The sequence below is a fragment of the Leptospira perdikensis genome (assembly GCF_004769575.1).
In the GTDB taxonomy this organism is placed as follows: Bacteria; Spirochaetota; Leptospiria; order Leptospirales; family Leptospiraceae; genus Leptospira_A; species Leptospira_A perdikensis.
Genome location: NZ_RQGA01000009.1, coordinates 130,252 through 156,222, shown reverse-complemented (window position 1 = coordinate 156,222; position 25,971 = coordinate 130,252). Strand labels below are relative to the sequence as shown.

Annotated in this window: 23 protein-coding genes; 7 read left to right on the top strand and 16 right to left on the bottom strand. The window is 39.7% G+C overall.

Annotated elements, in window-relative coordinates; translation table 11 throughout:
- Positions 1-9 precede the first annotated feature (9 nt).
- Positions 10-1,821 carry a M23 family peptidase gene (locus EHQ49_RS09100; RefSeq protein ID WP_135578616.1) on the top strand — a complete coding sequence of 604 codons (1,812 nt, stop codon included), beginning with the start codon at positions 10-12 and terminating at the stop codon, positions 1,819-1,821.
- Here EHQ49_RS09100 and greA read toward each other — a convergent pair.
- The 5 genes from greA to EHQ49_RS09075 all read right to left on the bottom strand — a co-directional run bounded on the left by greA (position 1,794) and on the right by EHQ49_RS09075 (position 7,360).
- A complete protein-coding gene (gene greA, locus EHQ49_RS09095) occupies positions 1,794-4,559 on the bottom strand; it encodes a transcription elongation factor GreA (RefSeq protein ID WP_135578614.1) in 2,766 nt (921 codons plus the stop codon). The genes EHQ49_RS09100 and greA overlap by 28 nt on opposite strands.
- A 209-nt stretch (positions 4,560-4,768) precedes the next feature.
- On the bottom strand, positions 4,769-5,755 hold the full coding sequence (gene flaA1 / locus EHQ49_RS09090) for a flagellar filament outer layer protein FlaA1 (protein ID WP_135578612.1): 987 nt from the start codon (positions 5,753-5,755) through the stop codon (positions 4,769-4,771).
- Positions 5,756-5,771: 16 nt separating this feature from the next.
- Positions 5,772-6,488 (bottom strand): flagellar filament outer layer protein FlaA2, encoded by a 717-nt coding sequence (gene flaA2 / locus EHQ49_RS09085; protein ID WP_135578610.1) that lies wholly within the window; start codon positions 6,486-6,488, stop codon positions 5,772-5,774.
- Between the two features lie 11 nt (positions 6,489-6,499).
- On the bottom strand, positions 6,500-6,736 hold the full coding sequence (locus tag EHQ49_RS09080; protein ID WP_002975368.1) for a DNA-binding protein: 237 nt from the start codon (positions 6,734-6,736) through the stop codon (positions 6,500-6,502).
- Between the two features lie 153 nt (positions 6,737-6,889).
- Complete coding sequence (locus tag EHQ49_RS09075; protein WP_135578608.1) at positions 6,890-7,360, bottom strand: cyclic nucleotide-binding domain-containing protein; 471 nt, start codon at positions 7,358-7,360, stop codon at positions 6,890-6,892.
- 187 nt (positions 7,361-7,547) lie between these two features.
- On the opposite strand from EHQ49_RS09075, the gene EHQ49_RS09070 reads away from it, so the two are divergent.
- On the top strand, positions 7,548-8,168 hold the full coding sequence (locus EHQ49_RS09070; RefSeq protein WP_135578607.1) for a response regulator transcription factor: 621 nt from the start codon (positions 7,548-7,550) through the stop codon (positions 8,166-8,168).
- Here the strand turns inward: EHQ49_RS09070 and EHQ49_RS09065 are convergent.
- Positions 8,165-10,576, bottom strand: coding sequence for a hybrid sensor histidine kinase/response regulator (locus EHQ49_RS09065; RefSeq protein WP_135578605.1), 2,412 nt, complete (start codon positions 10,574-10,576; stop codon positions 8,165-8,167). The two genes, EHQ49_RS09070 and EHQ49_RS09065, sit on opposite strands and share 4 nt — an antisense overlap.
- Before the next feature lie 170 nt (positions 10,577-10,746).
- Between EHQ49_RS09065 and EHQ49_RS09060 the strand changes: the two genes are divergently transcribed.
- The 3 genes from EHQ49_RS09060 to groL all read left to right on the top strand — a co-directional run bounded on the left by EHQ49_RS09060 (position 10,747) and on the right by groL (position 14,427).
- Positions 10,747-12,330, top strand: a complete 1,584-nt coding sequence (locus EHQ49_RS09060) for a helicase HerA-like domain-containing protein (protein ID WP_135578603.1) — start codon at positions 10,747-10,749, stop codon at positions 12,328-12,330.
- A gap of 137 nt (positions 12,331-12,467) precedes the next feature.
- Positions 12,468-12,758 (top strand): co-chaperone GroES, encoded by a 291-nt coding sequence (gene groES, locus EHQ49_RS09055; protein WP_004784852.1) that lies wholly within the window; start codon positions 12,468-12,470, stop codon positions 12,756-12,758.
- Positions 12,759-12,780: 22 nt separating this feature from the next.
- Entirely contained in the window at positions 12,781-14,427 is a 1,647-nt protein-coding gene (gene groL / locus EHQ49_RS09050; RefSeq protein WP_135578601.1) for a chaperonin GroEL, read from the top strand.
- A gap of 76 nt (positions 14,428-14,503) precedes the next feature.
- Here the strand turns inward: groL and EHQ49_RS09045 are convergent, their stop codons facing one another.
- The 6 genes from EHQ49_RS09045 to EHQ49_RS09020 are packed head-to-tail and all read right to left on the bottom strand — an operon-like array spanning position 14,504 to position 19,752.
- Positions 14,504-16,429: a PP2C family protein-serine/threonine phosphatase gene (locus tag EHQ49_RS09045; protein ID WP_135578599.1), complete on the bottom strand. Its 1,926-nt coding sequence runs from the start codon at positions 16,427-16,429 to the stop codon at positions 14,504-14,506.
- Complete coding sequence (locus EHQ49_RS09040) at positions 16,411-16,797, bottom strand: peptide chain release factor family protein (protein ID WP_135578597.1); 387 nt, start codon at positions 16,795-16,797, stop codon at positions 16,411-16,413. The genes EHQ49_RS09045 and EHQ49_RS09040 overlap by 19 nt, the downstream gene beginning before the upstream one ends.
- 50 nt (positions 16,798-16,847) lie before the next feature.
- Positions 16,848-17,540: a hypothetical protein gene (locus tag EHQ49_RS09035; protein ID WP_135578595.1), complete on the bottom strand. Its 693-nt coding sequence runs from the start codon at positions 17,538-17,540 to the stop codon at positions 16,848-16,850.
- Between the two features lie 47 nt (positions 17,541-17,587).
- The gene (locus EHQ49_RS09030; RefSeq protein WP_135578593.1) at positions 17,588-18,640 is read right to left on the bottom strand and encodes an Mrp/NBP35 family ATP-binding protein; all 1,053 of its coding nucleotides are present in this window, start codon (positions 18,638-18,640) and stop codon (positions 17,588-17,590) included.
- Positions 18,641-18,649: 9 nt separating this feature from the next.
- Entirely contained in the window at positions 18,650-19,513 is an 864-nt protein-coding gene (locus tag EHQ49_RS09025; RefSeq protein ID WP_135578592.1) for a metallophosphoesterase family protein, read from the bottom strand.
- Positions 19,510-19,752, bottom strand: a complete 243-nt coding sequence (locus EHQ49_RS09020) for a lipoyl domain-containing protein (RefSeq protein WP_135578590.1) — start codon at positions 19,750-19,752, stop codon at positions 19,510-19,512. Before EHQ49_RS09020 ends, EHQ49_RS09025 begins: the two co-directional genes overlap by 4 nt.
- Positions 19,753-19,839: 87 nt before the next feature.
- On the opposite strand from EHQ49_RS09020, the gene EHQ49_RS09015 reads away from it, so the two are divergent.
- Complete coding sequence (locus EHQ49_RS09015) at positions 19,840-20,676, top strand: hypothetical protein (RefSeq protein WP_135578588.1); 837 nt, start codon at positions 19,840-19,842, stop codon at positions 20,674-20,676.
- A gap of 14 nt (positions 20,677-20,690) precedes the next feature.
- A complete protein-coding gene (locus tag EHQ49_RS09010; RefSeq protein ID WP_135578586.1) occupies positions 20,691-22,535 on the top strand; it encodes a bifunctional chorismate-binding protein/class IV aminotransferase in 1,845 nt (614 codons plus the stop codon).
- A 44-nt stretch (positions 22,536-22,579) separates the two neighbouring features.
- On the opposite strand, the gene hslU is transcribed toward EHQ49_RS09010, so the two are convergent.
- Genes hslU through xerD form a run of 4 tightly spaced genes read right to left on the bottom strand, consistent with a single transcriptional unit; the run spans position 22,580 to position 25,919 of the window.
- Entirely contained in the window at positions 22,580-23,998 is a 1,419-nt protein-coding gene (hslU, locus tag EHQ49_RS09005) for an ATP-dependent protease ATPase subunit HslU (protein ID WP_135578584.1), read from the bottom strand.
- A 1-nt stretch (position 23,999) separates the two neighbouring features.
- The gene (hslV, locus tag EHQ49_RS09000) at positions 24,000-24,533 is read right to left on the bottom strand and encodes an ATP-dependent protease subunit HslV (protein ID WP_135578582.1); all 534 of its coding nucleotides are present in this window, start codon (positions 24,531-24,533) and stop codon (positions 24,000-24,002) included.
- A gap of 46 nt (positions 24,534-24,579) precedes the next feature.
- The gene (locus tag EHQ49_RS08995; RefSeq protein ID WP_135578580.1) at positions 24,580-25,011 is read right to left on the bottom strand and encodes an ATP-binding protein; all 432 of its coding nucleotides are present in this window, start codon (positions 25,009-25,011) and stop codon (positions 24,580-24,582) included.
- Positions 25,011-25,919 carry a site-specific tyrosine recombinase XerD gene (xerD, locus tag EHQ49_RS08990; protein ID WP_135578578.1) on the bottom strand — a complete coding sequence of 303 codons (909 nt, stop codon included), beginning with the start codon at positions 25,917-25,919 and terminating at the stop codon, positions 25,011-25,013. Before xerD ends, EHQ49_RS08995 begins: the two co-directional genes overlap by 1 nt.
- Positions 25,920-25,971 lie beyond the last annotated feature (52 nt).

Below are 25,971 nucleotides of genomic sequence, written 5' to 3'. Positions count from 1 at the left end.
GATTCTCCCATGGAGATCTCTCTTCTTCGTAGTTTTCTACTCCTGCTTTGTTTTTTACCGGCAGCACTAATCGCCGAGTCTAAAATTCCCGATATCCCCGCAAATGAGGTAGGTTTTCCCCTTCCCTACTATTCTCCTGTTTCCGGAACCTTTGCCGAAATTCGAAACCACAACTTACATTTGGGTTCTGACTTTAAATCTTATGGTCTCAATGGTCATAGCATCTTAGCTACGTTTGATGGGTATATTGAAGAAATCAGTTATTCTAAAACAGGGTATGGACTTTCCCTCAATCTTTACAATCCCAAATACAAATTGAAATCAAAATACGCCCACTTACATTCCTTTGGTGGAAGTTTGTATGATTTAGAACTCCTCAGAAGAGCCATTTTACTTATGGGGGATCCGAGTGGATTTCAGCTAAAACTCACTCCAGGATTATTTTCTGCAAAAAAAGGAACTGCACTTGGTAAAACAGGAGAATCGGGATCAGGTATTTCTCATCTCCATCTCGAGTTTCGATCGGAAAAAGGGATCATCAATCCACTCTACTTTCCAGAAATCCACCAAAAAGATACAACACCTCCCACAATCCTTTCTCTGTATTTAGAAGGAGATCATTTAGAAAGTCCGATTCTTCTTACAGCCAAAGAAAAAGCAAAAGGTCGGTATGAACTTTTTACGGATACGGGAGAAGTTTTTGAAACAATTTCTCTCACAGGAAAATTTCGCATCCGTTTGAGTGGTTATGATTTCATTCGTTCTAGAAACAAAAACAATGTTTATGGTATGGATTTGGCTGTAAATGGGGAGCCCGTCTTCAGTCGCAACTTTGACTTTTTAGCATTTGAAGATGGTTCCAAAAAACACCAGTTCTACGACATCAACAGATCTTCTTTGTCACCACCGGTTTATTTCTACCATATATATGAGCAGTCTAAAAACTTTAAAGAAGAAGGGTATTCCTTAGATTTAGATGGATACAAACCAAAGGAAAAATTACCGTTAGAAGTTTCTCTCCGCGACGCCACAGGAAACAAATCCTCTGTATTTTTTACAGTCATTCACGATAAAAATGAAACTGATAGTTCTCGGTTCGCAAAAAAGCAGAAGAATGGAAATAAATTCAATTCTGCTGATGGCAAAGTGAGTGTTGATTTATCTAAAGCTGAAGTTTCTGGTGAAGGAAGTTTACTCATTACTGAGATAAACGAAAAAGATATCCCTTTTAAAATTCCAACAGGTCTTCCACTCAAAGGTAAAATTTACCAATTGGATACAAAAAAAATGAGTTGGAAAGGCGAAGGAATGGGTGAATGGAACTTAAGTTATACGACGTCCACAAAAGAATCTCTATATTTTTATGATACTTCCATTGGGAAATTTCAATCCATCACTCAAAAAAGAAAACCAAATGGTTTTAGTTTTAAACTCACCAAACTAGGGTTTGTGATGGTGTTATCGGATGAAACTCCACCTACAATTTTTCCAATGACTTCCCTTGCTCGTTACATTGAACTTCCAGAAGTCAGGAACCATTGTTTTGAAGAAAGATTTTATGTTATTGGTGATACGGGGAGTGGATTTCGAACCAGTGTAGAACTGACAATTGACGGACAAACATATCCCTATGAATACGATCCCGATAGACGTGCAATTCGGGTATTGATTCCGAAAAGCCTACAAAAAGAAAGGCCTTACCTTCTTTTGGAAGCTAAGGCCTTTGACTTTGCCGGAAATGTTTCCGAACCGTTTGTCGATTTAATATCTACTCGCGGTTGGGCAGAGGAACTTCAGGCCTCTTGCCCTGTCATGGAATAACGAGCAATATCCAAAACTTCGTAAACAGTTTCTGTAGATCCGAAAACTAGGGTAGCTTCGTTTCCTGTGTGTTTTCCAAGAAGGGATTTCGCAAGTGGAGATTGGTAAGAAATGATATTCTTTTCTGTATCCGCATCCCAAGCACCAAGAATAGAGTAAGTCACAACTTCACCAGTTTGTTTGTTTTTCAAACGTACTGTCGTTCCGATTCCCACTTTCTCTGTTTTAACATCACTTAAGTCAAGGATCCTTGCACTTTTCAGCTCTGCTTCCAAACGTTTGATTGCTGCTTGTAACTGAGATTGTTTTTCCATAGCAGCTTTGTATTCTGCGTTTTCTCGTAAGTCCCCTTTCTCTTGGGCCTCTCCGATATCACGAGAGTTCTCAGCCATCTCTACGTTCACAAGGTGTTCAAACTCTTGTTTTTTGGAATTAAAAGCACGGCGAGTTACTAGAACCACATCACTAGGAAGGTTTGCTAAAGGATCATCATCAGCGTCTTCTTCTGAATCGTATTCGTCCCAAACAATGTTTGGTTTGAGTTCGTTGATGAGGGCATACAATTGGTCTTTTTCTAAATCAGTTACATACGGAACTTCTTTAAATAGAGCAAAGAGTTTACGAACATACTCATCGTCTGCGTTGGTTAGGATATCCCGAAGAAGGCTATTGTCCTTTCCAAAAAGAATGTCCATCGCTTGGTTTTTAAGTTTAGTTCCTTTGTCTTCAATCTTCGCAAGGGGCTTTAGGATACGGAACACACGAAGAACTAAATCTTCTTCGCTGACTTTCAACCAATCAAACTTCCAAGTATGAGATAAGATAGACTTTGCCACCCAAAGAAAAACTTCTGGGTTTTCTTTCGATTTGTTAGAAACAGTTTCTACAAATAAATTGAGTTCTGCAAACTTTTCATCCGCTACTAAGTTTTGAAAAACGGAACGATTTACCTTTACCGGAACTTCAAACAAAAGCCCAATCAGGATATTGATTGCTTCTGGATGGTAAGACCGAATGAGATCTTTAAATCCCTTTTTGATATCTGTGTTTTCCAATGCTTTGGAAATTTTCAAAGCTTCGTCTTTCGAGAATGATTGGATAAGTGCCGTTAATTCCTGCTCACGAATTTTATGAGAGAACTCTTCAGTCGGCCAAGCTTTGCTTGCCTCTTCCAAATACAAATAAGCCGAAAGTCTACGAACGGAATCCTTTGCTGATTCTTCTTCACCGTAATGAGAGATAAAAAAATCACCAGCTTCAGCGGCTTCATCTGCATCTCTCACCGCTTCCATTGCAATTTCTAATTTTTTGTTCGTATCAGTTGTTGCTTGGAATTTCTGAGTGAGAGTTTCAGCATGAGTGATCGGTTTTTCATGGTAAACCACTTCATCCTTTTTCTTAGGATTCATACCGATGTTCGCTTCTTTTTTTAGAACCGACTTCACCTTCGCCCACCATTTAGACCATTCGTCAGCTTTTAAGAAGGTTCCGATAAGTTCGTTCTTCATATCACCAATGATCATTCGATTGTCGTATGATGTCAGAAGTTGTTTTAAAAACTCAGGTAAGTTCTCGGCAAACATTGTGTTGATGGCTTGTTTGTCTTCGTAATGTTGCACCCAGATATGATCCTTCTTTAAAGGTTTTAAAGAAGTGATAGCCATTTGGATGGAAAGTTTGTGATCTTTCTTTTCTTCAAAATCAACAAAAATAGAATCTCCTGTTTGGGAGATGGATGTAATTTTACCTACACCCCAGTTCCTATGCATAACATAGTTACCAGTATCAAATACGATATTTCTTTCGAAATTTGTGATACAAAGTTTTACCGGTTTGCGGTTGTTACCAAGTTCACTCATCTTGAGGAAGTCTTCGAGGAGTGAGTGCGCTGTGTATTTTTGTTTGTAAGCGCGGATAAGTTCGTTTCTTGCTTTTTGAGAAGCAGGTTCATGTTCTAAAATCTTTTTTAAGAAGTAGATGACATGATCCCAATCTTCCATTGCCTTAAAAGGTTCAACGATTGGGTAAAGAAGACCAACGAGACGAGTTTTTTCTCTTTGGCCAAGAAGGATACGTTCAATTTTATCAAAGAAAGAAACATCCTCGTAATTGTTTTGAACGATGGTAGGCCAAATTTCCTCCATCTGAACGTATTCTTTATTTTTTGCATACATCTCAACAGCAAGTTTGAGATAGGAGATCGCTTTTGGTTTGTCCTCTTCCATAATGGAAAAACCATACTTCTTTGCAATCTCTGGGTTTTTACGATCTTGTTTGGCAAGTTTTTCAAGAACCACTTTCAGTTCTTTGTTTTTCTTGAGTTTGTCGAGTGCTTCCGCTTTCACACGAAGTGCAAGTCTATGATCGCCAAATCGTAAAATAGAATCAGTAATGTATTCGATGATAGTCCATTTTGCGTGAGCTTTGAAAGAATCCAAAATGCTCTTCACCAAATTAGCATCTCCCATGGAATCTTCCATGAAAGAAATAATCATTAACATATATTTGGCGGAGATAGACTCAGGATGTTCTTTGAAATGGTCTTCAATTTTTTGTTTAGCTTCTGCTAAACGATTTTCTGCCTTATATGCATCAATGACATCGTCAAAGATTTTGAATTTGGAAACGGGAACCGTTCCAGCATCAGCACGTACATAAATCTCCTCATTAAAGAGAGGTGTTAGTTTGTCGTTGTCGGCGATTTTGTTTGATTTGTCTTCGGTAATAGTATCAGGCATGAAAAGAATCTCCCTCTTCGTATTTCCAATAAAGGGTGTTCATTGTTCCTATAAAGTTGTTACGGTAAATTTAGCGATGAATCCGCGAAAAGAACAGTCCTAGAGTTCATTTTTCAGGTCCGTTCGATTCTGTAAAGCCAAAAAACCCAGCCGATTGGCTGGGTTTTCTAGGTTCCCAAAGGGAATCCCCTTGGAGTGAGTGAGGATTCCTATTTGTTTTGGGAAGAACCGTTACTTCCACCACAATCGCGTATTTTCGCACCTGTGGAGATAGCTCCGGACTTCTGAAGCATTTGCTCCATCTTAACTTTGCTTTTACAATCTTCTTCATCAAAGTCTAGGTTTGCCCCATCGAAGTGAACTTCGAAGGTATCAGCAAGAACTCGGAGCTCGTCAAAGAAAAGGTAAACTGTTTCAGGCCCTGTATTGACTCTGGAACGAATTTTGAACTGTTTGAAGATTAGGTTTCTTGTCGCAGGGAAGGCATTTGCCTCTTGCGGGATTCCTGGAGGAATGAGGATGTGGAGAGGTCTCCAACCAACAAAGTCCAAGGATCCGAATGGGAAAATATGGCTATTGCCATTATAGTCTTCCAACCAACCTTCTAAATCGTATTCGTTACCACGGCCAAGAACCCAAACAGAAATGGCTTTCACATTTCCTGGAGCTTCGATTCCATAAACCTTTTCGATTTTCTTTTTGTTGTCAGCATCAATATAAGGTCTTGCACGAGTGACTTCGTACTCCGGAGCACGCGGAGGGCGAACCGTCACAACGTTATTTCCAGGAAAAGTAAATTGAAACTTCACTGCTAAAACTTTTGCGTTTCCAGCATCTACGTTTTTTACGTCGCCAGGTTTTCCTGGAACTAGTTTTACTTCCCTCATCACAAGAGGCGATTTTGCAGGGTCGTTGAGAACAGCTGAATATTTGTTGTTCTCATCGTATTTCATGTCTCCCGTACCATCTTTGTTCACACCATCTTTATCAGTGAACACTTCCCATCCATAAGGAGCAGAAGAAACTGGGTTGTCCCAAGATTCGATAGTAATGGCTTTGAGTTCTAGAGCTCCAATATCGTTTCCAACTGGTGTTGCCACCCCATTAGATACTTTGTATTGCGCTTGTGCAAAACCAATCAAAGCGATGGACATTAGGGCCACTAAAGTTAGGATTTTTGTTTTGTTGTTTTCCATTGTTCCTTTCTCCCGCTTACCAATTGTCCTTAATTTCAGATCCAGGGTATTTTGCTTCGGATCTGTCGGTTCTCACTTGGAGGTCGTCTACATAAAAGTAAAAGTCCCCTGCTACTTCATGAACATCAGATGTCACGAAAAGAGAAACGAAGTGAAGGTTTTTATCTAAAAGTGCAAATCTTGTACTTTGTGGAATAAACCCAGGGATTGTAGCCGTTAGTTTTCTCCATCCGAAGAAATCCAACCGACCCAAACGGATATTATGTGTTACGTCTTTATAATCTCTAAATTTTGCAAATAGTGTATGTCTGAACTTTCTACCAAGAACCCAAACAGATATTTGTCTTACTTTTCCTTTGATGATGTATTCATGTGGAGGATAAAGTTCCACACGATCCAACCCTTTAGCAGCAAAATGTGTTTTGACTCCTAAAATATGGTTTTTTTCGAGTTTATCACCGCCATCTTCTGGAACAGTTTTTTCATCGAATACATCTTTGATAAGCCCGCGTTGAACGAGTTTCAAAGTTCTTGTTTCTCCGAGGGGAGTGGTAGCTTTTACTCTCCAGTCCTCAGCCTCTTCAAAATCATCTAAAACGATTTTTCTAAGAGGGCTATCCTCATCATTTGCAGTGTTAGCTGTATTTTGTCCGCCAGTATCTGCCTGTGCGTACAACATTCCTATTGAAAGGAAGAGGCCTAACAACAGTTTGGTCAATCCTAATTTCCCCATGAAACTCACTCCTAAAAGGCTCCTAACTCCGGGTCTTTCGTATTCTCATTATCGGATATCCGGCTTTTAAATTGATTCAAGATTTCGATCATTCGATCGATTCCTTCTGCCGGTAGAAAGATCGAGGACTTTTTGCTATTCGACCACTCCGATACTTTCAGGTAGAATCCAGCCTGGTTCTTCTTCAAATCCACCAAGAAGGTCTTATTTTGTGTTACGATCTTCTCGGTTAGGATTTCGGGGTCCACCATGCATTCCTTCTCCCTGCCTACGTAAATAGTATCGGATTCCGAAACCCATTCCTTAGCTGTAATAGGAAGAAACTGAGGAATGGAAAAGGTTTTTTCGAAAGCAGTCGATAAAAAATCCCGATTTGTTTGAATTTTGTCTCTTTTTGGCTTTTACGCGAAACGTTTCCTAAGTTCCCGAGCATATGCCAAGTCGTGGGTTAACTTTCGGAGTCTACGGATGTAATAATGCGTCACTTCCTTGTAAAATTTGAGCTCCATTTCTTTGTTTTTGGAAAACATATCGTGCAAATCAGAATAGCGAAGTTCGTATAATTCAGAATTTTCTTTGGCTTCCACTTTCGCGGAACGTTTTTCATCATCAAAAAAAGGCAATTCCCCAAAATGATCCCCTTCTCCGAGAGTGATGAGATTCACATCATCCCCGTCGCTTGTAGCTGTGGAAATTTGAAGGGTTCCGTACTTGATGATGTACATAGATTCCGCTTCCTCACCCATATCATACAAAACATTTCTAGGAGGCAGGTGGACTTCCCGGATCTTCTCGGCAATGTGTAACAATTCGTCTTGGTTTAACTTTTGGAAGAGATATATTTTTTTGAGACTCTCTACTTTAGTATTCATTCATACTCCTAGGATTTCTCTGAAAATGGGGGAAATTCGCCAATTTGCAAGAGAAAATTAAGTAGATTGACTCATGATTTTTTATGGACAAATGGAACGGAATAGTACTAATATTTGCAGTTCTCCTCGTCTACTAGGGGGAAACGCTAGGAACAAAAGGTTCCTGATTCCAAACAAAGGGAAATATATGACACCTAAAAAGAAGGTATTACTGGTTGAAGACCACGCTGTGACTCGAGTCGGGGTCAAACATGTAGTGAACTCATCGGCAGATTTTGAAGTTGTAGGAGAAGCGGAACATTCTTCTCAAATTGTAGGCCTTTTGACCGAAACCAGACCTGACTTTGTCCTCTTAGATTTAAGAATTCCGGGAGAGAACGTTCTCAATATGGTAAAGGATTGGAAAAAAGAACATCCTAACCTAAAGGTAGTCACACTCACGATGCTTGATGAACAACCAATTGTTCATTCTGCCATTGAAGCTGGTGTGGATGGATATCTCTTAAAAAGTGACGATCTCAGTAGCCTAACAAAGAATCTAAATGAAATTGCAGCAGGTAAGACGGTTTATTCCAAAAACCTAAAACTCAGTTTCAATCGCAAACCCCAAGATGGGAAAGTGGCAAACAAAAAGGAAAAACAAATTTTGACCCTTCTTGGACATGGAAAAACCTACCAAGAAATTGGAACAGAGATTGGTTTATCCAAAAGAACCGTGGAGTATCATGTCGGTAGACTCAAAGACCGATTTAACGCAAAAACAGTAGCGGAACTCATCGGACGTGCCAAAGAACAAATGTTAATCTAGGTTTCTAGATCTAACAATCGTTTTACTAGTTCTACCAACTTTGTATCAGGAGATGTTTTTGTAAGGAAAGCATCTCCACCAATTTCAATCACAGTTGCTTCTAATTTGTATCCAGTGTTTGGATCGGTATGAGAACTAGAAACCAATAGAGAACGGATTTCTTCCATTTCAGAATTGGAATATAGATCCCTTAAAAAATCGATTCCTGTCCTCTCTGGCATAGAAAAGTCTACAATGATTAGGTCTGGTTTCAAACGACCCACAGACAGAAGTGCATGATCAGGATATTCCTCTTCCCAAAGAATACAAGGTAGATCCTTTAACACCTTACGAATTTGTTTTCTGTATCCCGGGTTGTCATCCAGAACGAGAACAATCTTTTCAAAATTAGGAAGTAGGAGTTGGACAGAACTGCCCTTGTCTTCTTCGGAATGAACCGTGAGAAGAGCTCCATGACGTTCCGCCACTTCTTTACAAAAGGCAAGACCAACACCAGCACCCATCTCATCGGCAGTTCCTTTACGAACAAAAAGAAATCCTTCTTCCAAAATATGTTCGGCCCAATAAGGAGGCATTCCAATCCCTGTATCAACCACCTTCAAATTCCAATATTTGTCTTTTTCCGTTAAAGAGATTTCAACAGTTCCTGATTCTTTAGTAAACTTCACAGCATTTGTAAGTAAGTTCCAAATCAAATGTTCAATTAAGTTGGGATCACCAATTCCTATGGAGGATTCTTCTATATGAGTGATGATGGAAATGTTTTTTGGTTTTGCCATTTCCTGGACTCGTTCGATGAGTTGGTCTGTGACTTGACGAAAATCAAAAAGTTGGTAATCGGGAAAAACGGAGGCATTTTGGAACCGTGAATATTTGATTAGTTCTTCGACCATACTTAAGATATTTTTTAGTCCTGTGGATGCCTCACCTAATACCTGCTTTGCCCTTTCCGGAGAAAGAGAGGGAGGTGATTCTGTAAGTAAATTGAATACAGAAGAAATTCCAAAAAGTGGAGAGCGAATGTCATGCGAAACGATAGAGATAAATTTATCCTTCAGTTCCCCTGTTTTTTCAGCCTTTTCCTTTTCTTTCTTTAGTTCTAATGTTTTCCATTCCACTTCTTTGCGTAAATTGAGTGTTAGGTATTCGGCGGTTTCCCAAGTATGTGCATTTTGTTTGGAAATCACAATGGCAAGACACATACAAAAGATAGCAAATCCGAGTTCCGTAAGCATTGGTAAGTCCCAACGTTTGAAGAACACAATAGAGTCATAAATGGTCGCAGAGAAAATAACTGCGGTACCAAATAAAATCATACTGCCGATAAATCTAGTTTCTCTTTGAAAACAAGACCGGAAAGCTGCCACCATTGCAACCATAAGAATGACTGCCATATAAGCCTGACTGAAAATTAAAAGTTTTGTGTACACAGCGTACGGTGTTGTGGCGATGATCAAAAATTCCAAAAGGATGGGTATTAATAAATACCGTTTGAACTTCCCCGGTAGGAAGTTCTTTTGATTTTGAAAGAAAAACAAAAGGCTAAAAACTTGGATCCCACAAAATGCCATGTATTCCAAACGAATCTGGAGCATCTCTAACCAATCGGAGGCAACAAACCAATCTCTCGACACTCGGTCAAAAAGCAAAATGCGAACAAGCCATGATAGACAAAGTAAGGAAAACCAAAGGGGTGATTTGTCCTTTCTGCGATGGATGAATAAAAACAAATGAGAGATGGCAAGAACCAAAAATGTGGCAAAGAAAAATGCTTTTTTCCGTTCTTTGAAACGAAGATACAAAAGAGTTTTCCCCACTTCACCGAGTACGGGTGAGTAGTATGGGCCACCTCTCGAATACAGATAATTAGAAATTTGTAGATAAAGAACGGTAGAGGTAGTAGCGCGGAAAGACCGAGCCGTTTCCAAATAATAACCAACAGAGCCTTCTTTGGTTTTGGAAACCTTACCTGCCGATCCCAGTAACACAAGCCCCCTTTCTACATTCAGATAATAAGCCCTGTAAGCCGAGGAAGTTTCTCGGAGGTAGAACATTAGGTTCAAAGGTTCGTTTACTTTTAGCTTCAAACGATAGGTTACAAATCCATGGGCCGGGAGATTTTGGTTCACCCAATAAGCAGGAACAGCCAGTTTCACCGGTTCCTTTTTGTCTAGGGCTCTAAACTCTTCTTCAGTTTCTGGAAGTTCGCCCGGGAAAGCTTCCCACTCTCCGGCTAGAGGAAAGGGATCCAGAGTTTTCGGATCTTCCTTCGAAAGGTCTAGAATTCCCCCCTGGATGGTTTTGGCCGGTGCTAAGGTAGGTATGGAGCGATTGCATTGGATCAAAACGGAGATGGTGATAGAGAAAAGAACCAGTTTAGAAAGAGACAAAAATTGGAAACGTGCCACGTCCTAACATTAAAAAGAATTTCTAAAAACTCAAACCATATTAGTACGAGTACGAGAAATTTATTCTTGGGATTCTACATCCCGATCCATCAGGATCGTTTCCATTCTGATAGAAAACATTGACTTGGGTACGAAAACCAAAAGAAATAGAGGATTCAAAGAGGAAGGCAATGGCTAAAAAATCAGATGTATTTGTTTCTAAAATAAACGAAGGATATCCCTCCAAAGGGTCTCTCTATCTTGGTGCAGGGATCTTCGATGGAGAAACACATAAAGACGCTTCTGTTTCAATTCCCCTTTCGACTCTCAACCGACATGGCCTGATCGCTGGTGCTACGGGAACCGGTAAAACCAAAACCCTCCAACTCCTGACAGAATCATTATCGGAAGCAGGGGTGCCCGTAGTGCTTATGGACATCAAGGGAGATCTTTCGGGCCTTGCAGAACCTGGGGAAGAAAATGATAAAATCAAAGAAAGAACGAAAGCCCTTGGAATTGATTGGAAAGCCGCGTCGTATCCGGTAGAATTTTTGTCCCTCTCTCAAGAACCAGGAGTGCGCCTTCGTGCCACCATTGCTGAATTTGGCCCTGTCCTTATCTCTCGCATTTTAGAATTGAATGATACACAAGCCAGTGTGGTTTCCCTTGTTTTCAAATATTGTGATGATTTGGGTCTTCCGATCCTCGATACAAAAGATTTTAAAAAAGCCCTCCAATACATCAATGATGCAGGCAAAGAAGAATTGGAAAAAGAATATGGAACCGTTTCTTCACAAAGTATCTCCATCATTTTACGAAAACTCATCGAACTAGAAGGGCAAGGTGGCGAAGATTTTTTTGGGGAACCATCCTTTGATGTGAATGATTTGACGCATACAGAATCCAAAAAAGGAAATGTATCCATCATTCGTTTGACAGACATCCAAACCAAACCTCGACTTTTCTCTACTTTTATGTTGTCTCTTCTCACAGAAATTTATGCGACCTTTCCAGAAGAAGGAGATTTGGAAAAACCAAAACTGGTATTATTCATTGATGAAGCCCACTTAGTGTTTGATGAAGCATCGAATGACTTACTCAAACAAATGGAAACGATGGTAAGACTCATTCGTTCGAAAGGTGTGGGTATTATCTTTTGTACTCAATCACCAACCGATCTGCCAAAAGAAATATTAGGACAACTAGGGCTCAAAATCCAACATGCACTCCGAGCTTTTACAGCAAACGACCGCAAGGCGATAAAAACCGCTTCAGAAAATTATCCGGAAACAGAATTTTATGATACCAAAGAAGCAATCACCACACTTGGAATTGGTGAAGCTTTCATTACGGCCCTTAACCCGAAAGGAACCCCCACTCCCCTAGTCCATACCTTACTGGCACCACCGGCATCCCGAATGGGAATTTTAAAACCAGAGGAGCTGGATTCTAAAATCAAAAAATCGGACTTAGTCAAAAAATACCAAACCACACTCGATCGGGAAAGTGCCCACGAAATGCTTTCCAAAAAAATGGAAACGATTGCCGACGAAACCGAAGTCGCCGAAGAGGAGTCAGGTGAGAAACGTAAACCGTCGAAACGCACCAAAGAAAAAGAAGATCCGAGTTTTGTGGAAACTCTTTCCAAAAACCCTCTGGCTCGAGAAGTGGGCCGCACGGTTGCCAAAGAAGTCACTCGGGGACTTCTCGGAATGCTTGGAGTGACTCCGAAACGTGGCTCTAAACGCAAAAAAACGGGACTTTTTGGGTTCTAGCAGCGAATTAGCACTCTTTGGTCCTAAGTGCTTGACGATTCCTTGACCGAATTATTTTATGGTTCTTGAGTTTAGCACTCTTTTCGGATTGTTGCTAAACTCGGAATCATTAGTAGATTGCATACAAGGAGTTACTCATGGCATCAATCAAACCTTTAGGCGACCGAGTGGTCGTAGAGCCAAAGAATGAGTCAGAAGAAAAAATCGGATCCATCATCGTTCCGGATACTGCGAAAGAAAAACCACAAGAAGGGAAAGTTATCGCTGTCGGACAAGGTCGTTATGAAGACGGAAAACTCGTTCCTTTAGAAGTAAAGGTAGGAGATACAGTTCTATACGGAAAATATTCCGGAACTGAAATCAAACAAGGCGGACGTGACCTACTCATCATCCGTGAAAGCGACATCCTCGGTGTTGTTACAAACTAATAATAGAAGGAAATAATCAATCATGGCTAAAACAATTGAATTTGATGAAACAGCACGTAGAAAACTTCTTAGCGGAGTGAACAAACTTGCTAACGCAGTAAAGGTAACTCTTGGACCAAAAGGTCGTAACGTAGTTATCGATAAAAAATTTGGAGCACCTACTATCACTAAAGACGGTGTGACTGTTGCGAAAGAAATCGAACTAGAAGACGCAATCGAAAACATGGGCGCACAAATGGTGAAGGAAGTTTCTACAAAAACTAACGACATCGCTGGTGATGGAACAACTACTGCAACCATCCTTGCACAAGCAATCATCAATGAAGGTTTGAAAAACGTTACTGCGGGCGCAAACCCAATGGCACTCAAACACGGAATTGACAAAGCAGTTCTTTCTGCTGTAGAAGAAATCAAAAAACACGCTATCAAAATCAATAGCAAAGCAGAATACGCAAACGTTGCAACTATCTCTGCAAACAATGATCCTGAAATCGGTAACCTAATTGCTCAAGCTTTTGACAAAGTAGGTAAAGAAGGTGTGATCACTGTTGATGAAGCAAAATCAATTGAAACCACTCTTGATATCGTAGAAGGTATGCAATTTGATCGTGGATACGTATCACCTTATATGGTAACTGATCCAGAAGCAATGATCGCAACTTTTAACGATCCATTCATCTTAATTTACGACAAAAAAATTGCGTCTATGAAAGACCTTCTTCCTGTGTTAGAAAAAATTGCACAAGCGGGAAGACCTCTTGTCATCATCGCAGAAGAAGTGGAAGGGGAAGCTCTTGCAACTATCGTTGTAAACACTCTTCGTAAAACAATTCAGTGTGTAGCTGTAAAAGCTCCTGGTTTTGGTGATAGAAGAAAAGCAATGCTCGAAGACATCGCAATCTTAACTGGTGGACAAGTGATTTCTGAAGACCTCGGAATGAAATTGGAAAACGCTGATGTGAAGATGCTTGGTCGTGCGAAAAAAGTGGTAGTAGACAAAGAAAACACAACTATCATCGAAGGTGCTGGTGCTTCTAAAGACATCCAAGGTCGCGTAAACCAAATCAAAAAACAAATCGAAGATACTACATCTGATTACGATCGTGAAAAACTCCAAGAACGCCTTGCAAAACTTGCTGGTGGTGTGGCGGTGATTCATGTTGGTGCAGCAACTGAAGTAGAAATGAAAGAGAAAAAAGCTCGTGTAGAAGATGCTCTTTCTGCAACTCGTGCCGCTGTTGAAGAAGGAATCGTTCCTGGTGGTGGACTCACACTACTTCGTGCACAAGATGCTGTAAAAGCTCTTAAACTAAGTGGTGACGAACAAACTGGTGCGAACATCATCTTACGTGCATTAGAAGAACCTATCCGTATGATCACTTCCAATGCTGGTCTTGAAGGATCTGTGATTGTAGAACAAGCTCGTGCCCGTAAAGGAAACGAAGGATTCAACGCACTCACTATGGTTTGGGAAGACCTAATCAAAGCAGGTGTTGTTGACCCAGCGAAAGTGGTTCGTTCTGCTCTTCAAAATGCAGCTTCTATTGGAGCAATGATCCTCACAACTGAAGTAACCATTACTGACAAACCAGAACCGAAAGATGCAGGTGCTGGCATGGGCGGTATGGGAGGAATGGGTGGTATGGGAGGAATGGGCGGCATGATGTAAATCATCCCCGATTCGCCATAGGAAAAGATTTTCTTTTCCTACACCAAAGCCTTGGACTTACCATCCAAGGCTTTTTTTATACCTTCACATGCAAATGAATGATGGTGATATCGTCATGGGGAGCCCCTGACAAACCCGTAAAGTAATGGAAGTTTTCTAACATATTCGCCATAGGATCGATTGATTGTTTGGCGATCGTTTCCAAAAATGATTTAGCGAGACGTTTTTCGCCGTATTCCAATCTATCAGCATTTTCTTCTTCTGTAAGACCATCTGTATAAAACAAAAACTGGTCTCCTTTCTTAAAAGAATACTCTTCTTCTCCATAAGTAAGCCCCGGTAAGATACCGAGAGGTTTACCTTTGGGTTTAATTTCAACAAGTTCTTTGGAATCTGCTTTCCAATGAAAAAAGGAAGGATGGCCAGCACTCGAAACCATAAATTTCTGAGATTCCAAATCGATATGAAAGTAGGTAGCGGTTGTAAAACGACCAAAAGATTTTTTGACCAAATCTTCGTTCATTGCAGAGAGTAAAAAGGAGGGATTCGACCAATGTTTGTAATGTTGAAAAAAAGCAAACTTGGAAAGTGAGGCTATGATAGATGCTCCGAGTCCATGCCCTACTACATCAGCGATGAGTATTCCAAACTTTCGACCACCTAATGCTTGAAAATCGTAAAAGTCTCCTCCAACTTCATGGGATGGTTGGTAATAAACATGAATGTCCATTGGTTCCCAACGAGGTGGGGATGGCGGTAAAATAGCACTTTGAATTCTCGCAGCAGTCACAATTTCTTTTTGTAAAGTACCAAACTTGATTTCGGAATTTCGAAACAAGTTTTCACCATAAAGTGTAAGACAAATTACAAAAATAAAAAATCCCCAATGAGAAGACCTTGGTACCGAGTCCAAAATCCCCAGTGAAGAAAGAATATCATGTGCATTGAGGATAAAAAGAGCAGAAGCACCGATGACAAGTAAGATGGCTTTTGGTTTTTTTGCCACCATTTGGCTCCAAGCAACAATGATTTGAATGACTAACGTTGGCAAACACAACCAAATGAATGTAACAAGAGCGATGGTCATCGAAATGGTTTCTGTAAATGCCAAAGTCAAAATAACAACAGAAAACAAAACATGAAACTGCCATAACATCCGAATGACATTCCAACGATTGGATCCAATCAATTGATCAAAAAAATATAAACAACTGATTGGTATTAAGAATAATGTAAAAATAAAAATAACGAAACTGGGAAGAATAGAATCATAATAAAATAATCCAAAAAATCCAGATTGTGACAAAAAATGAACACCCGATATAGAAGAAAACCAGGTAAACGCAAGTAGTTGTTTTTTCTTTCTCCTTTCAAAGAGATAAAAAGAAAAAAGTCCTAAAATCAAAAATAAAAAACCTAGAGAGGCAAAGGACTGGGTCCTGTTAGCGATGGCTTTATGATGGTGTGTGGGATCACCATACAAGGGAGGTTCAGAAAAACCCAAAGGCAGAATCCCTTCGGAAAAAAATACAATGTAGATATTCCTTCCTAAACATTCTTTCGGAAGTTGTAAAATCGGTATAAAATTTCTATTGTAGGTGATGGTCCCCTCCACTTTTGAAGGATCCGATGGAGGTGTATAAAAAAACTCAGACTGCAATTTTACATCCCCACAATAAGCATCAAAAAAAGTAACAAGACCCCGAAGAAGGAGGGAAGATTCTTTGTATCCCAAGGGATCTCGAAATCGAATCCGAGCCGAAAGGAATTTTGGCATCGGTTTTTCTAAACTAACATAGGGAATGTGATACGGTTGATAATCTAAGGAAAGGTCTTCGATCGCTGGTTGAAAATAAGGAATCTCCTCTTCTGTGAGAAACCGATATTCCCAACCATTGGACCACTTAACAGATTTATAAGGTAAAAGGGAGTCAAAACAAGATCCAAAACAAAACAATGGGAAAAGGACGAAAAGAATTCGTTTTACATAGGATCGTTCCATTCTGGTTTTTCTTTCTCCAATTTCTTCTTCACGGATTTACGATGTTTGTCTTGTTTCTTCTTTCGAAGTTTTTGCAAGGCATCATCCGTACGTTTGGGATTCAATTCCCGTTCCAACTCCAAACACAACAAATCTCTCGCTTTATAACGATTGAGACCTTGAGTTCTATAGACGGAACATTTGATTTGTTTCCCCGATGGTTTGTGAATCAAATGCACCGCAGTGGAAACTTTATTTACGTTTTGTCCACCCTTTCCGCCGGACTGAATGAATCGTTCGCTTAGATCTTTTTCAGAAATTCCTAGTACTTCCATCCGTCTCTGTAGTGAATGATTTTTTTCAACAGAAACAGGAAATGATAAGGGCATTTGAGGATAGACTTTAGATAGAATTGGTCAAGAAATTTTTTTCCTAAAACTTAAGGAGAAGAGGACTCAATTTCTAAAATGCGTTTTCGCAAATCAGAAGCTGTTTCATAATTTTCGATTTGGATGGCATTGAACTTTTGAATGTACAATCCGACTAGTTCATCTCCCATCTTTCCTGGCACAGACAATGCCTTTTTAAAATTATCAATATCAAGGGCCGGATGGTTGTTATGGAAGTAATCCACAATCCGCTCCATCTTAAGCCTAGTAGCTTCACGAGCAATCCCTGAAGTATTTCTAAATTCTAGGGATAAACTCGCTAATGTTTCTAAAGGTTCGCTGACCTGTTCGAGATGTTCTGTTAAGCTTGTGGTTTGTGTTTTCTTTTCTTTGGCCTTACAAAATTCCACATAACGCATGACCATCGAGTTAAACTGTTCCATTCTTTCTTGGATGTATTGGTTTGCCGATTCTTTGTTCTCAGGCATTTGAAAGTCTGGGAGTTGTACTACATCATAAAGATGAATATTGTCCGAGAGGATCTTCATGAGTTCTTCTTTCGAAGGCAATGCTACCGGTGGAAAGGTAACCACTGGGTAGTTGTCCCCAATTTTTAAAAAACTCACCACCACATTGGATGCTATGATTTTGCCACCGGGCGCAATCGGGTTCTCACCGAATACATGGCAATATGCGATTAAGTTACCGGTAGGGTTGGGTTTGGAACCGCGTTCAAAATTCATAACGTATCCTTTAGACTAAGAAAAAGCCCTGAAGAAACAAGTGATTTTTAATCTTCCCACTCTGCGATTTGGTTTTCCAAATTTTTTGCAATGCGGAAATAGGCTTCTTTTAAAGCAGACTCACCGGCGTCAAGTAGGGCAGGCTTTCCGGTCTCCCCGGAACTCATTACGTCCAATGTCAGCGGAACCGAGCCAAGCTCCGGAACTCCGACTTGTTTGGAGAGTTTTTCCCCTCCCCCTTTCGAGAAAACATCTGTTACATGACCACATTTGGGACAAGCAAATCCAGACATATTCTCAACAATTCCAAGAATAGGTACTTTTACTTGTTTGAACATGGCTGCAGCGCGACCTGCGTCTAGGACTGCCACTTCTTGAGGAGTTGTCACAATCACGGCCCCGTCCAAATCAATCAGCTGCGCCAATGAAAGTTGTACATCACCCGTTCCCGGAGGTAAGTCTATAAAAAGGTAATCCAACTCTCCCCAAACAACATCATATAAAAACTGTTCGATAGCTTTTCCAAGCATGGGTCCACGCCAAACAACAGGTTGGTCTTCTGTTACAAGGAAAGAAAAAGAAATGAGTTTGATTCCATGTTTTTCGATAGGATAAATTTTATCCTCTTCCGACTTTAATGCCACACGACCATTGATTCCAAACATCTTACCAAGAGAAGGTCCGTAGATATCGGCATCTAGAATTCCCACCTTCTTTCCGTTACGTGCCAAAGTTGAGGCAAGGTTTGCAGTAACAGTGGATTTACCCACCCCACCTTTTCCAGACCCAACGGCAATTACCTTTTTAACACCAAAAATGCGGTTCCCATCTTCCATTTTTAGGTTTTGGTCCACTTCAAATTTAATTTTGACCTTACCTGCACCTTCAATTTTGGAGATGAGTTGTCTTGTTTGTGCTTCAAGCCCAATTTGTAATCGTCTGTCGGCGTTCGGAGTTTTAATTAAAATTTCAATCCCATCATCTGTGGGTGTCACTGCGGCAACCATTCCCAAACTTACGATGTCTTTTTTTAACTCAGGATGTTTCACCTGCATAAGTTGTCTTTGGATGGTTGTTAAATCGATTTTTGAATTAGCCATATTTGTCCTTTAGATGACTCCTTCCGATTCTTCGTAAAAAATCGGATTCGTCTCAATGAATTTGTCTTCTGAATAAATAAAACGACGGTATTGGACAGACTTCTCTATTTCAATGATGTGAAATCCACATTCATGGCTTCTATCGGAGAGTCTTGTACTGGATGCAGAATTCACAATGGCAAACGGTGCATCTTTGCCTGGAAGTTTGACCCAGTTGGTATGAGTATGCCCATGTAAATAAAGGAAAGGTGGGTTGGTTTTTAACTGTTTTACCACTTCTCCACGGTTTGCCATCCAGTGACCTTTGGATTCTATTTCATTGGTTGGATTCCATAAAGGATGATGGCAAACAAGAACGTAAGGTTCTTTCACCAAACCGAGAGTTTTTTGAACAACTTCTGGTGCAACATATCCTGTGGCCGTGATTCTAGGGATTGCAAAGTTGGAGTCCCAACCAATAAAAAGTTTTCCACCAATGTTTTTAGAACGAATATATAAATTCGAATCTAGAGAGTTTCCAATCCATTCTCCGAAAGTTTTTTCAAATAAGGGATTTGGACCAATTGCCCTTTTTTGGTAGCGGTCATGGTTACCAGGAATGATGAACGTTTTGTCCGTAAGTAAGGGACTTAAAATTTCTTTTGCATTTTCAAATTCACGAGGATGAGAAACATTTGTCAAATCCCCAGAGATAACAAGAGCATCATATTCTAATTTACTAATTGCTTCAATCATCGCAGAAATCAATACGAGTGGGTGTTTTGATTTGCGTCTCAATCTGTAATTGAGGTATCCAACCAATGCCTTTCCACGAAGAGAAAACAAAGAAAGTTTCTTCGGGAAATGTAAGTCGGAAATGTGTAGGATTTTCATTCGTTAATATCCATGATTCCGAGGATATCTCCTTTTTTCACTACAGATCCTTCTGGAATTAAGATTTTTTTTAAGGTTCCAGCATAGGGAGATTCTACGGGAAATGCCGCTTTATCCGTGACAAGTTCGATCATTTCGTCCCCCACTGTAACGGAATCACCCACCTTTCGGAGCCAACGAACCAATTCTATCTTTTCTGTATCACCTAAATCAGGAGTTTTTAAAAGGAATTCTTTCATGGACACAATCCTTTGTCACGGGAATGAAAACTGGTTTACAAAACCGTCTTTTCCCGTTTTTTTAACATAAAAGTTTAGCGAAGCTCAATGGGAAACGAGAAAATCAAATATAAAGGCACTGAAATCATCGAAAACTTGGACCTACTGATTCAAAAGGACTATTTCCATTTTGAACTAAAGGGACTCACCAAGTCGACAAGGGATATCGTCAATGAAGTGGTTCAAGGAATCTTAAACCGAGTTGGAGCAAACCCACTCACTTCATTTCATTTGTTTAGCGGTCTCATGGAAGCCCTCTTAAATGCAGTAAAAGCAAACACGCGTTTTGTGATATTTCAAGATGAACTGTTAAATAAACTCACAGCACAGGGACAAACTCCAGAAGAAGAAGCAGAAGAGTTACTCGACATTATTTTAGAAACAGAACCATTACGCGATGCTATGCAACGTTATATTGTTCCAAACAAAATCAAAAAAGTAGTTCAAAAAATTCTAACTTTGTCTGACAAAAGAAAATCAAAAAAACATAACCTTTCCATCGATGAAAAAAACTTCTTAACTATCGTTAGAGAAAAGGTAAAAAAGTACGACCTCAAAATTTCTATGAAAATAGAACTTAGACCTACTTCTGTTTACATTAGGATTCGGAACGATTCCCCAATCATGGGAATGGATCTTAATCGAATTCGCAAAAGTCGGGAGAGGCATGCGGAACTTGCAAAACAAGGAAACTCTGCTGAGTTTTTTAGGCCAGACTTTTTGGATGAAAAAGAAAGTGCCGGTTTTGGAATTGCAATGATTGATGAAGGTTTTTACAACTTAGGTCTTGATCCTCTCGATTGTTTTGATATTCAAACCAGTAAAAAAACTACAACGGTTTACCTCAACTATCCGTTAGAGGCTCTCCAAAAGATGGAGTTTTGATACAGACAAATCCAATGACTTGGGAATCTTTCGAAGAAGAATACCGAAACATCGGTGGTCTTCTTTTCGAAGATTCCCTAACGACACCAGGTTATACGATCTCCGATTGGTACTTTGATTTAAAAGAAGAAGTCCAAATCACTTATTCAAAACAAAAACCAATTTCCGAAACAATCACAGAAAGTTTATTCAAGTTAGATAAATTAAGAGAGGAAGGTTATTATCCTTGTGGGACTTTTTTTTTCGAACTAGGATTTTTCTTCATCGAAGGAATGGATCTCAAATCCTCAGGTCTGAGGGATGGAACTCCCCTCCTCCAGTATTCTATTTTCAAACAAAAAAAAAGAATCCAATACCCAAACCCGACTCTAATCGAACCACTGGAAACAAACCTAAAAAAGGTAGAGGTATTATGGAACAAAGAAACCTATAAGGAGAGATGGGAAAAAACAAGAGAAGCACTTCTACTTGGTGAAAGTTATGAATTGAATCTTTGTTTCCCTATATCCTTATCCATAGAGGGAGATTTGTTTTTATACTACCAATCATTAAAATCAAAACAAAAAACAAAATACTCTGCTTACTTTCCATTCCAAGATTCGAGAATCCTTTCTTTTTCTCCTGAACTTTTTTTCGAAGTTTCGGGAGATAAGATCCAAACAGAACCAATGAAAGGAACGATTCTTCGTGGAAATAGTTCGGTGAAGGATGCAGAAAACAAATCCATTCTACAATCCTCTGCAAAAGAACGAGCCGAAAACGTAATGATCACAGATCTCTATCGAAATGATTTAGGAAGGATCGCCAAACAAGGAACGGTGCAAGTCACAGAACTTTTTTTAATTAAGGGCCTTATCACAGTTTGGCAAATGGTTTCAAAAGTGGAAGCGAAACTCAAAGAACCTTTTCTATGGTTCACCATCCTAAAAGCTCTGTTTCCCTCCGGATCAGTCATTGGTGCGCCCAAACGTAGGTCTTTTGAACTTTTGCGAAGTTTAGAAAATAGTGATAGAGGACTTTATACAGGGGCTCTATTCGTATCAGAAATGTTAGATGGAAATCCTTGGATTCGTTCGAGTGTCACAATTCGTACTATGAACTTAAAAAACGAAGGTAAAGTTTGGACTGGGATTTACGGAGTGGGAAGTGGGATCACCGTACTTTCGGATGCAGAGGCAGAGTATGAGGAATGTCTCTCCAAATTAAAATTCGTCACCAATCCCAATTTTCCTCAATTTGAAATCTTAGAAACATTAAGATTCCATAATGGACATTATTTCTTGAAAAATCTACATCTAAGAAGAATGGAAGAATCTGCCAATCGCCTTGGGTATCCATTTATAAAAGAAAATGCTGAAGCAACTTTAAAAACTTTATCCGATGTTTCCAAAGGCCTTCTTCGAGTTCGTTTGTTATTGAATGGAAGGGGGGAATTTCGTGGAGAAACCTTTGCTTTTACCAAAGGAAAAAAAAGACATACCATTCGACTTGGTTTTGCAAACCATCCAGTGGATTCCAAAGATTTATTTTTGTATCACAAAACCACAAATCGGACTTACTACAATGAACAATTAGAAGATTGTAAAACCAAAGGAATCGATGACTGTATTTTGTTTGATACGAACGGGCAAATCCTAGAAACAAATATCCGAAATCTTTTTCTCCGCAAAGGAAAAGTTTGGTTCACACCAACTCTGGAAACAGGGGGGCTCCCTGGAGTCTTTCGAGAAGCACTGATTCAAAAAGGTTGGGTAAAAGAAACGATCCTTTTTAAATCTGATTTAGAAACGGCAGACGAAATCCTTGTCGGAAATTCGCTTCGCGGTTTTGAAAGAGTGGAACTCGTTACAAACAAATAAAAACAAACAGGGAAAATTATATTTCGCCTGTTTGTTCTCATTCCTTACAGAATGAAGCGACTTAAATCTTTATCTTCTACAATTCCTTTTAGTTTGGATGACACATAACCTTCATTAATGACAATTTGTTTTTGGTCCGGCGGAAGGTCCGGAGCATCAAAACTTGTATCTTCCAAAAGTTTTTCCATAATGGTATTGAGTCTTCTGGCCCCAATGTTTTCATTTTTTTCATTCATCTGAAATGCTAGTTTAGCGATCTCAGCGATTCCATCGGTTGTGTATTCAATCTTGACACCTTCCGTAGCAAGAAGGGCTTCATATTGTTTGGTGAGAGAAGATTTAGGAGTGGTTAATATTTTAATAAAATCTGACTCGGTTAATGTTTCCAACTCCACACGAATCGGGAATCGTCCTTGGAGTTCGGGAATGAGGTCTGATGGTTTTGTCATATGAAAGGCACCAGCAGCAATAAAAAGAATATGATCTGTTTTGATCGGCCCAATCTTTGTATTGACTGTTGATCCTTCAACGATGGGAAGTAAGTCTCTTTGGACCCCTTCTCTAGACACATCAGCGCCTTGCCTTCCTTCACGGCCTGCAATTTTATCAATTTCATCTAAAAAGATAATCCCCATCTCTTCCACACGACGTACTGCCTCTGATTGGATTTTGTCCGCATCGATTAGTTTTTCTGCTTCCGATTCGGTGAGAAGTTTCCCAGCATCCGATACTTTTACCTTTCGTTTGCCTGATTTTTTAGGCATCAAATCCCCAAGCAAACTTTGTAATTGGTTGTCCATATCTTCCATATTTCCAGCACCAAACACTTGCAACATGGGCATCCCAGAGGGTGCCGAAGGTTTCGGAATATCAATTTCGATTTCTTGTTCATTCAAAATCCCTTTACGGAGTTTTTCTCTGAACTTTTCTCTAGACTCTTTATAACTGGTTTGTCTTTCCTTTTCTTCTGGGTTTAGATCTTCTTCCTTTTTATGAAAGATGGGAGGTAAAATTGCATCGAGAATAATTTCTTCCGCTTTTTCAATGGCTTTGTCTTTAACTCGGTCACGAAATTCTGCTTTGACCAAATTAAGAGCACCCATAGCCAAATCACGAATCATTGATTCTACATCACGACCTACATAACCTACTTCTGTATACTTAGTCGCTTCTACTTTTAAAAAAGGAGCTCCACATAACTTAGACAGACGACGAGCAATTTCGGTTTTCCCTACACCCGTCGGCCCAATCATAATGATATTTTTTGGATAAATTTCTTCTCGAAGTGACTCATCAAGTTTACGACGTCTCGAACGATTGCGAAGGGCCACTGCCACAGCTCGTTTGGCTTTGGTTTGACCAATGATATGTTCATCTAATTTTTCTACAATTTGACGAGGAGTTAACTCCTCTGCTTGGTTTGGCGAACCAACAGCTTCTGCAAGAATGGTTGGGTATGTCATTTTATAATTCCTCAATCACCAAATTATGGTTAGTGTATATACATATATCTGCAGTGATTTGCATTGCTTTTGTTATAATATCTCTCGGATCCATATCTGTATTTTGCACAAGGGCACGAGCTGCCGAAAGGGCAAAATTCCCACCAGATCCAATGGCAAGAACTCCGTCATCGGGTGAAATCACATCTCCCGTTCCAGAAATTAAAAACGATTCATTGGCATCACAAACAATGAGGAGTGCTTCAAGCCTTCGGAGCATCCGGTCCATCCTCCACTCCCGAGCAAGTTCCACTGCTGCCCGAGACACAGACCCACCATGTTCGATTAATTTTTTTTCAAAAAGTTCAAAAAGAGTAAATGCATCGGCAGCACTCCCGGCAAATCCAGCGATCACCTTACCGTTGTAAAGTCTTCGGACTTTTTTTGCGGTATGTTTCATCACGGTATTTCCCATGGAAACTTGCCCGTCTCCCCCTACCGCAATTTTACCGTTTTTACGAACCGAAAGGATGGTCGTTGCATGAATTGTTTCCATACGGATAAACTTACAAATCAGGGATAGTTGTCGAGAAAAATGGAGGTTACTTTCTTTTGATTAGAACCATTTGGTTCCCAACTTCAAAAGACTGGTCTAAAAAATAATAATCGGTGAGTTCCTTAATCATAAAAAGCCCAATCCCATGTTCGCGGTAGTCACTTAGATCAAAACTACGAAGGTCTTTGGGTTCTACTTTTTTCCCGTAGTCTCTGAGTTTAATTTCAACTCTGTCCTTATCAAATTGCATTTCAATAAAAATGGGTTTACCTGTTTGACCAGCATAAGCATGGCGAATGATATTTACCACTGCTTCGCCAATCACAAGTTTTAAATCCATGGAATCAAAAAGAGAAAATCCATGTTCTAAACAAAGATTAAAAAAATAATTACGGGTGTGGGAAACGAATCGAGGGTTGGATGGGATTTGGATACGGACTACTTTACTGTAGTCCGTGGGTTTCTTTTGGTTCGACATTATCCTCTCGGATGGAATTTCTTATGAACTTCCTTCAGAGTTTTATTTGCCATATGAGTGTAAATTTGAGTCGTCGAAATATCGATATGACCCAAAAGTTCTTGAACCGATTTTAGATCTGCGTGGTTCTCGAGAAGGTGAGTAGCAAATGAGTGGCGAAGTGTGTGTGGTGTTACTTTTTTCTTTATTTTTGTGCGTTTGATGTAATGATTCAAAAGGCGCCATACCGACTTACGGTTGATATACGATCCTTTTTTAGAAACAAAAACAAATTCACAGGTTCTTTTTTTCAAAATTTCTGTGCGACTTTCAACTAAATACTTTTTCAAAATTTCTAAAGATTTTTCACCAAAAGGAACTAGGCGTTGTCTTCCACCTTTTCCCTCTACAGTGATCGTCATGTTTTCCATGTCGATATCCGTCATTTTTAAGTTACATGCTTCTGAGATTCGAAGGCCAGAAGAATAAAGAAGTTCAAAGATACATTTGTCACGGAGTTCGTACAAATTGTCCTCTTTGATATTACGAAAAAGTTCATCAATTTCGGTTTGTGTTAAATAATCAGGAATGGTTCTTGCGACTTCCGGAGTTTCAATCTTTTCGGTTGGATTGGAATCCAATCGTTTTTCATCGCGGAGATATTTATAAAACTGCCTGATTGCCACGACTTCACGAGCCAGCGTTTTTGCAGAGATTTTACGTTCTCTTTCTTCTTCGAGAAAACGCATGATGTCGTTTGCTTTTACTTCTAAGAAGTTGATGTGTTCCTTTTCCAAGAAGATCGCAAACTTATTGAGATCATATCCGTAGGAATATATCGAATTATCGCTCAGTCCTTTTTCTACGGACAGGTACTCTTGGAATGTTTGTAAAAGCTGATTTTGAGAAACTGGCAATTTGGAACCCATCTTTACTCTCTTATGTTACTTAAAGAGTCGGACAAAAAGCTTAAAGAGACTT

Coding starts and splice junctions, on each gene's coding strand:
- greA (WP_135578614.1), bottom strand. CDS start 4,559: ATGCCTGATACTATTACCGAAGACAAATCAAACAAAATCGCCGACAAC.
- EHQ49_RS09030 (WP_135578593.1), bottom strand. CDS start 18,640: ATGGCTAATTCAAAAATCGATTTAACAACCATCCAAAGACAACTTATG.
- groL (WP_135578601.1), top strand. CDS start 12,781: ATGGCTAAAACAATTGAATTTGATGAAACAGCACGTAGAAAACTTCTT.
- EHQ49_RS09020 (WP_135578590.1), bottom strand. CDS start 19,752: ATGAAAGAATTCCTTTTAAAAACTCCTGATTTAGGTGATACAGAAAAG.
- EHQ49_RS09045 (WP_135578599.1), bottom strand. CDS start 16,429: ATGGAACGATCCTATGTAAAACGAATTCTTTTCGTCCTTTTCCCATTG.
- hslU (WP_135578584.1), bottom strand. CDS start 23,998: ATGACATACCCAACCATTCTTGCAGAAGCTGTTGGTTCGCCAAACCAA.
- EHQ49_RS08995 (WP_135578580.1), bottom strand. CDS start 25,011: ATGTCGAACCAAAAGAAACCCACGGACTACAGTAAAGTAGTCCGTATC.
- hslV (WP_135578582.1), bottom strand. CDS start 24,533: ATGGAAACAATTCATGCAACGACCATCCTTTCGGTTCGTAAAAACGGT.
- EHQ49_RS09025 (WP_135578592.1), bottom strand. CDS start 19,513: ATGAAAATCCTACACATTTCCGACTTACATTTCCCGAAGAAACTTTCT.
- EHQ49_RS09010 (WP_135578586.1), top strand. CDS start 20,691: ATGACTTGGGAATCTTTCGAAGAAGAATACCGAAACATCGGTGGTCTT.
- flaA1 (WP_135578612.1), bottom strand. CDS start 5,755: ATGGAAAACAACAAAACAAAAATCCTAACTTTAGTGGCCCTAATGTCC.
- EHQ49_RS09060 (WP_135578603.1), top strand. CDS start 10,747: ATGGCTAAAAAATCAGATGTATTTGTTTCTAAAATAAACGAAGGATAT.
- EHQ49_RS09015 (WP_135578588.1), top strand. CDS start 19,840: ATGGGAAACGAGAAAATCAAATATAAAGGCACTGAAATCATCGAAAAC.
- EHQ49_RS09035 (WP_135578595.1), bottom strand. CDS start 17,540: ATGAATTTTGAACGCGGTTCCAAACCCAACCCTACCGGTAACTTAATC.
- EHQ49_RS09075 (WP_135578608.1), bottom strand. CDS start 7,360: ATGAATACTAAAGTAGAGAGTCTCAAAAAAATATATCTCTTCCAAAAG.
- EHQ49_RS09070 (WP_135578607.1), top strand. CDS start 7,548: ATGACACCTAAAAAGAAGGTATTACTGGTTGAAGACCACGCTGTGACT.
- EHQ49_RS09040 (WP_135578597.1), bottom strand. CDS start 16,797: ATGCCCTTATCATTTCCTGTTTCTGTTGAAAAAAATCATTCACTACAG.
- xerD (WP_135578578.1), bottom strand. CDS start 25,919: ATGGGTTCCAAATTGCCAGTTTCTCAAAATCAGCTTTTACAAACATTC.
- flaA2 (WP_135578610.1), bottom strand. CDS start 6,488: ATGGGGAAATTAGGATTGACCAAACTGTTGTTAGGCCTCTTCCTTTCA.
- EHQ49_RS09100 (WP_135578616.1), top strand. CDS start 10: ATGGAGATCTCTCTTCTTCGTAGTTTTCTACTCCTGCTTTGTTTTTTA.
- groES (WP_004784852.1), top strand. CDS start 12,468: ATGGCATCAATCAAACCTTTAGGCGACCGAGTGGTCGTAGAGCCAAAG.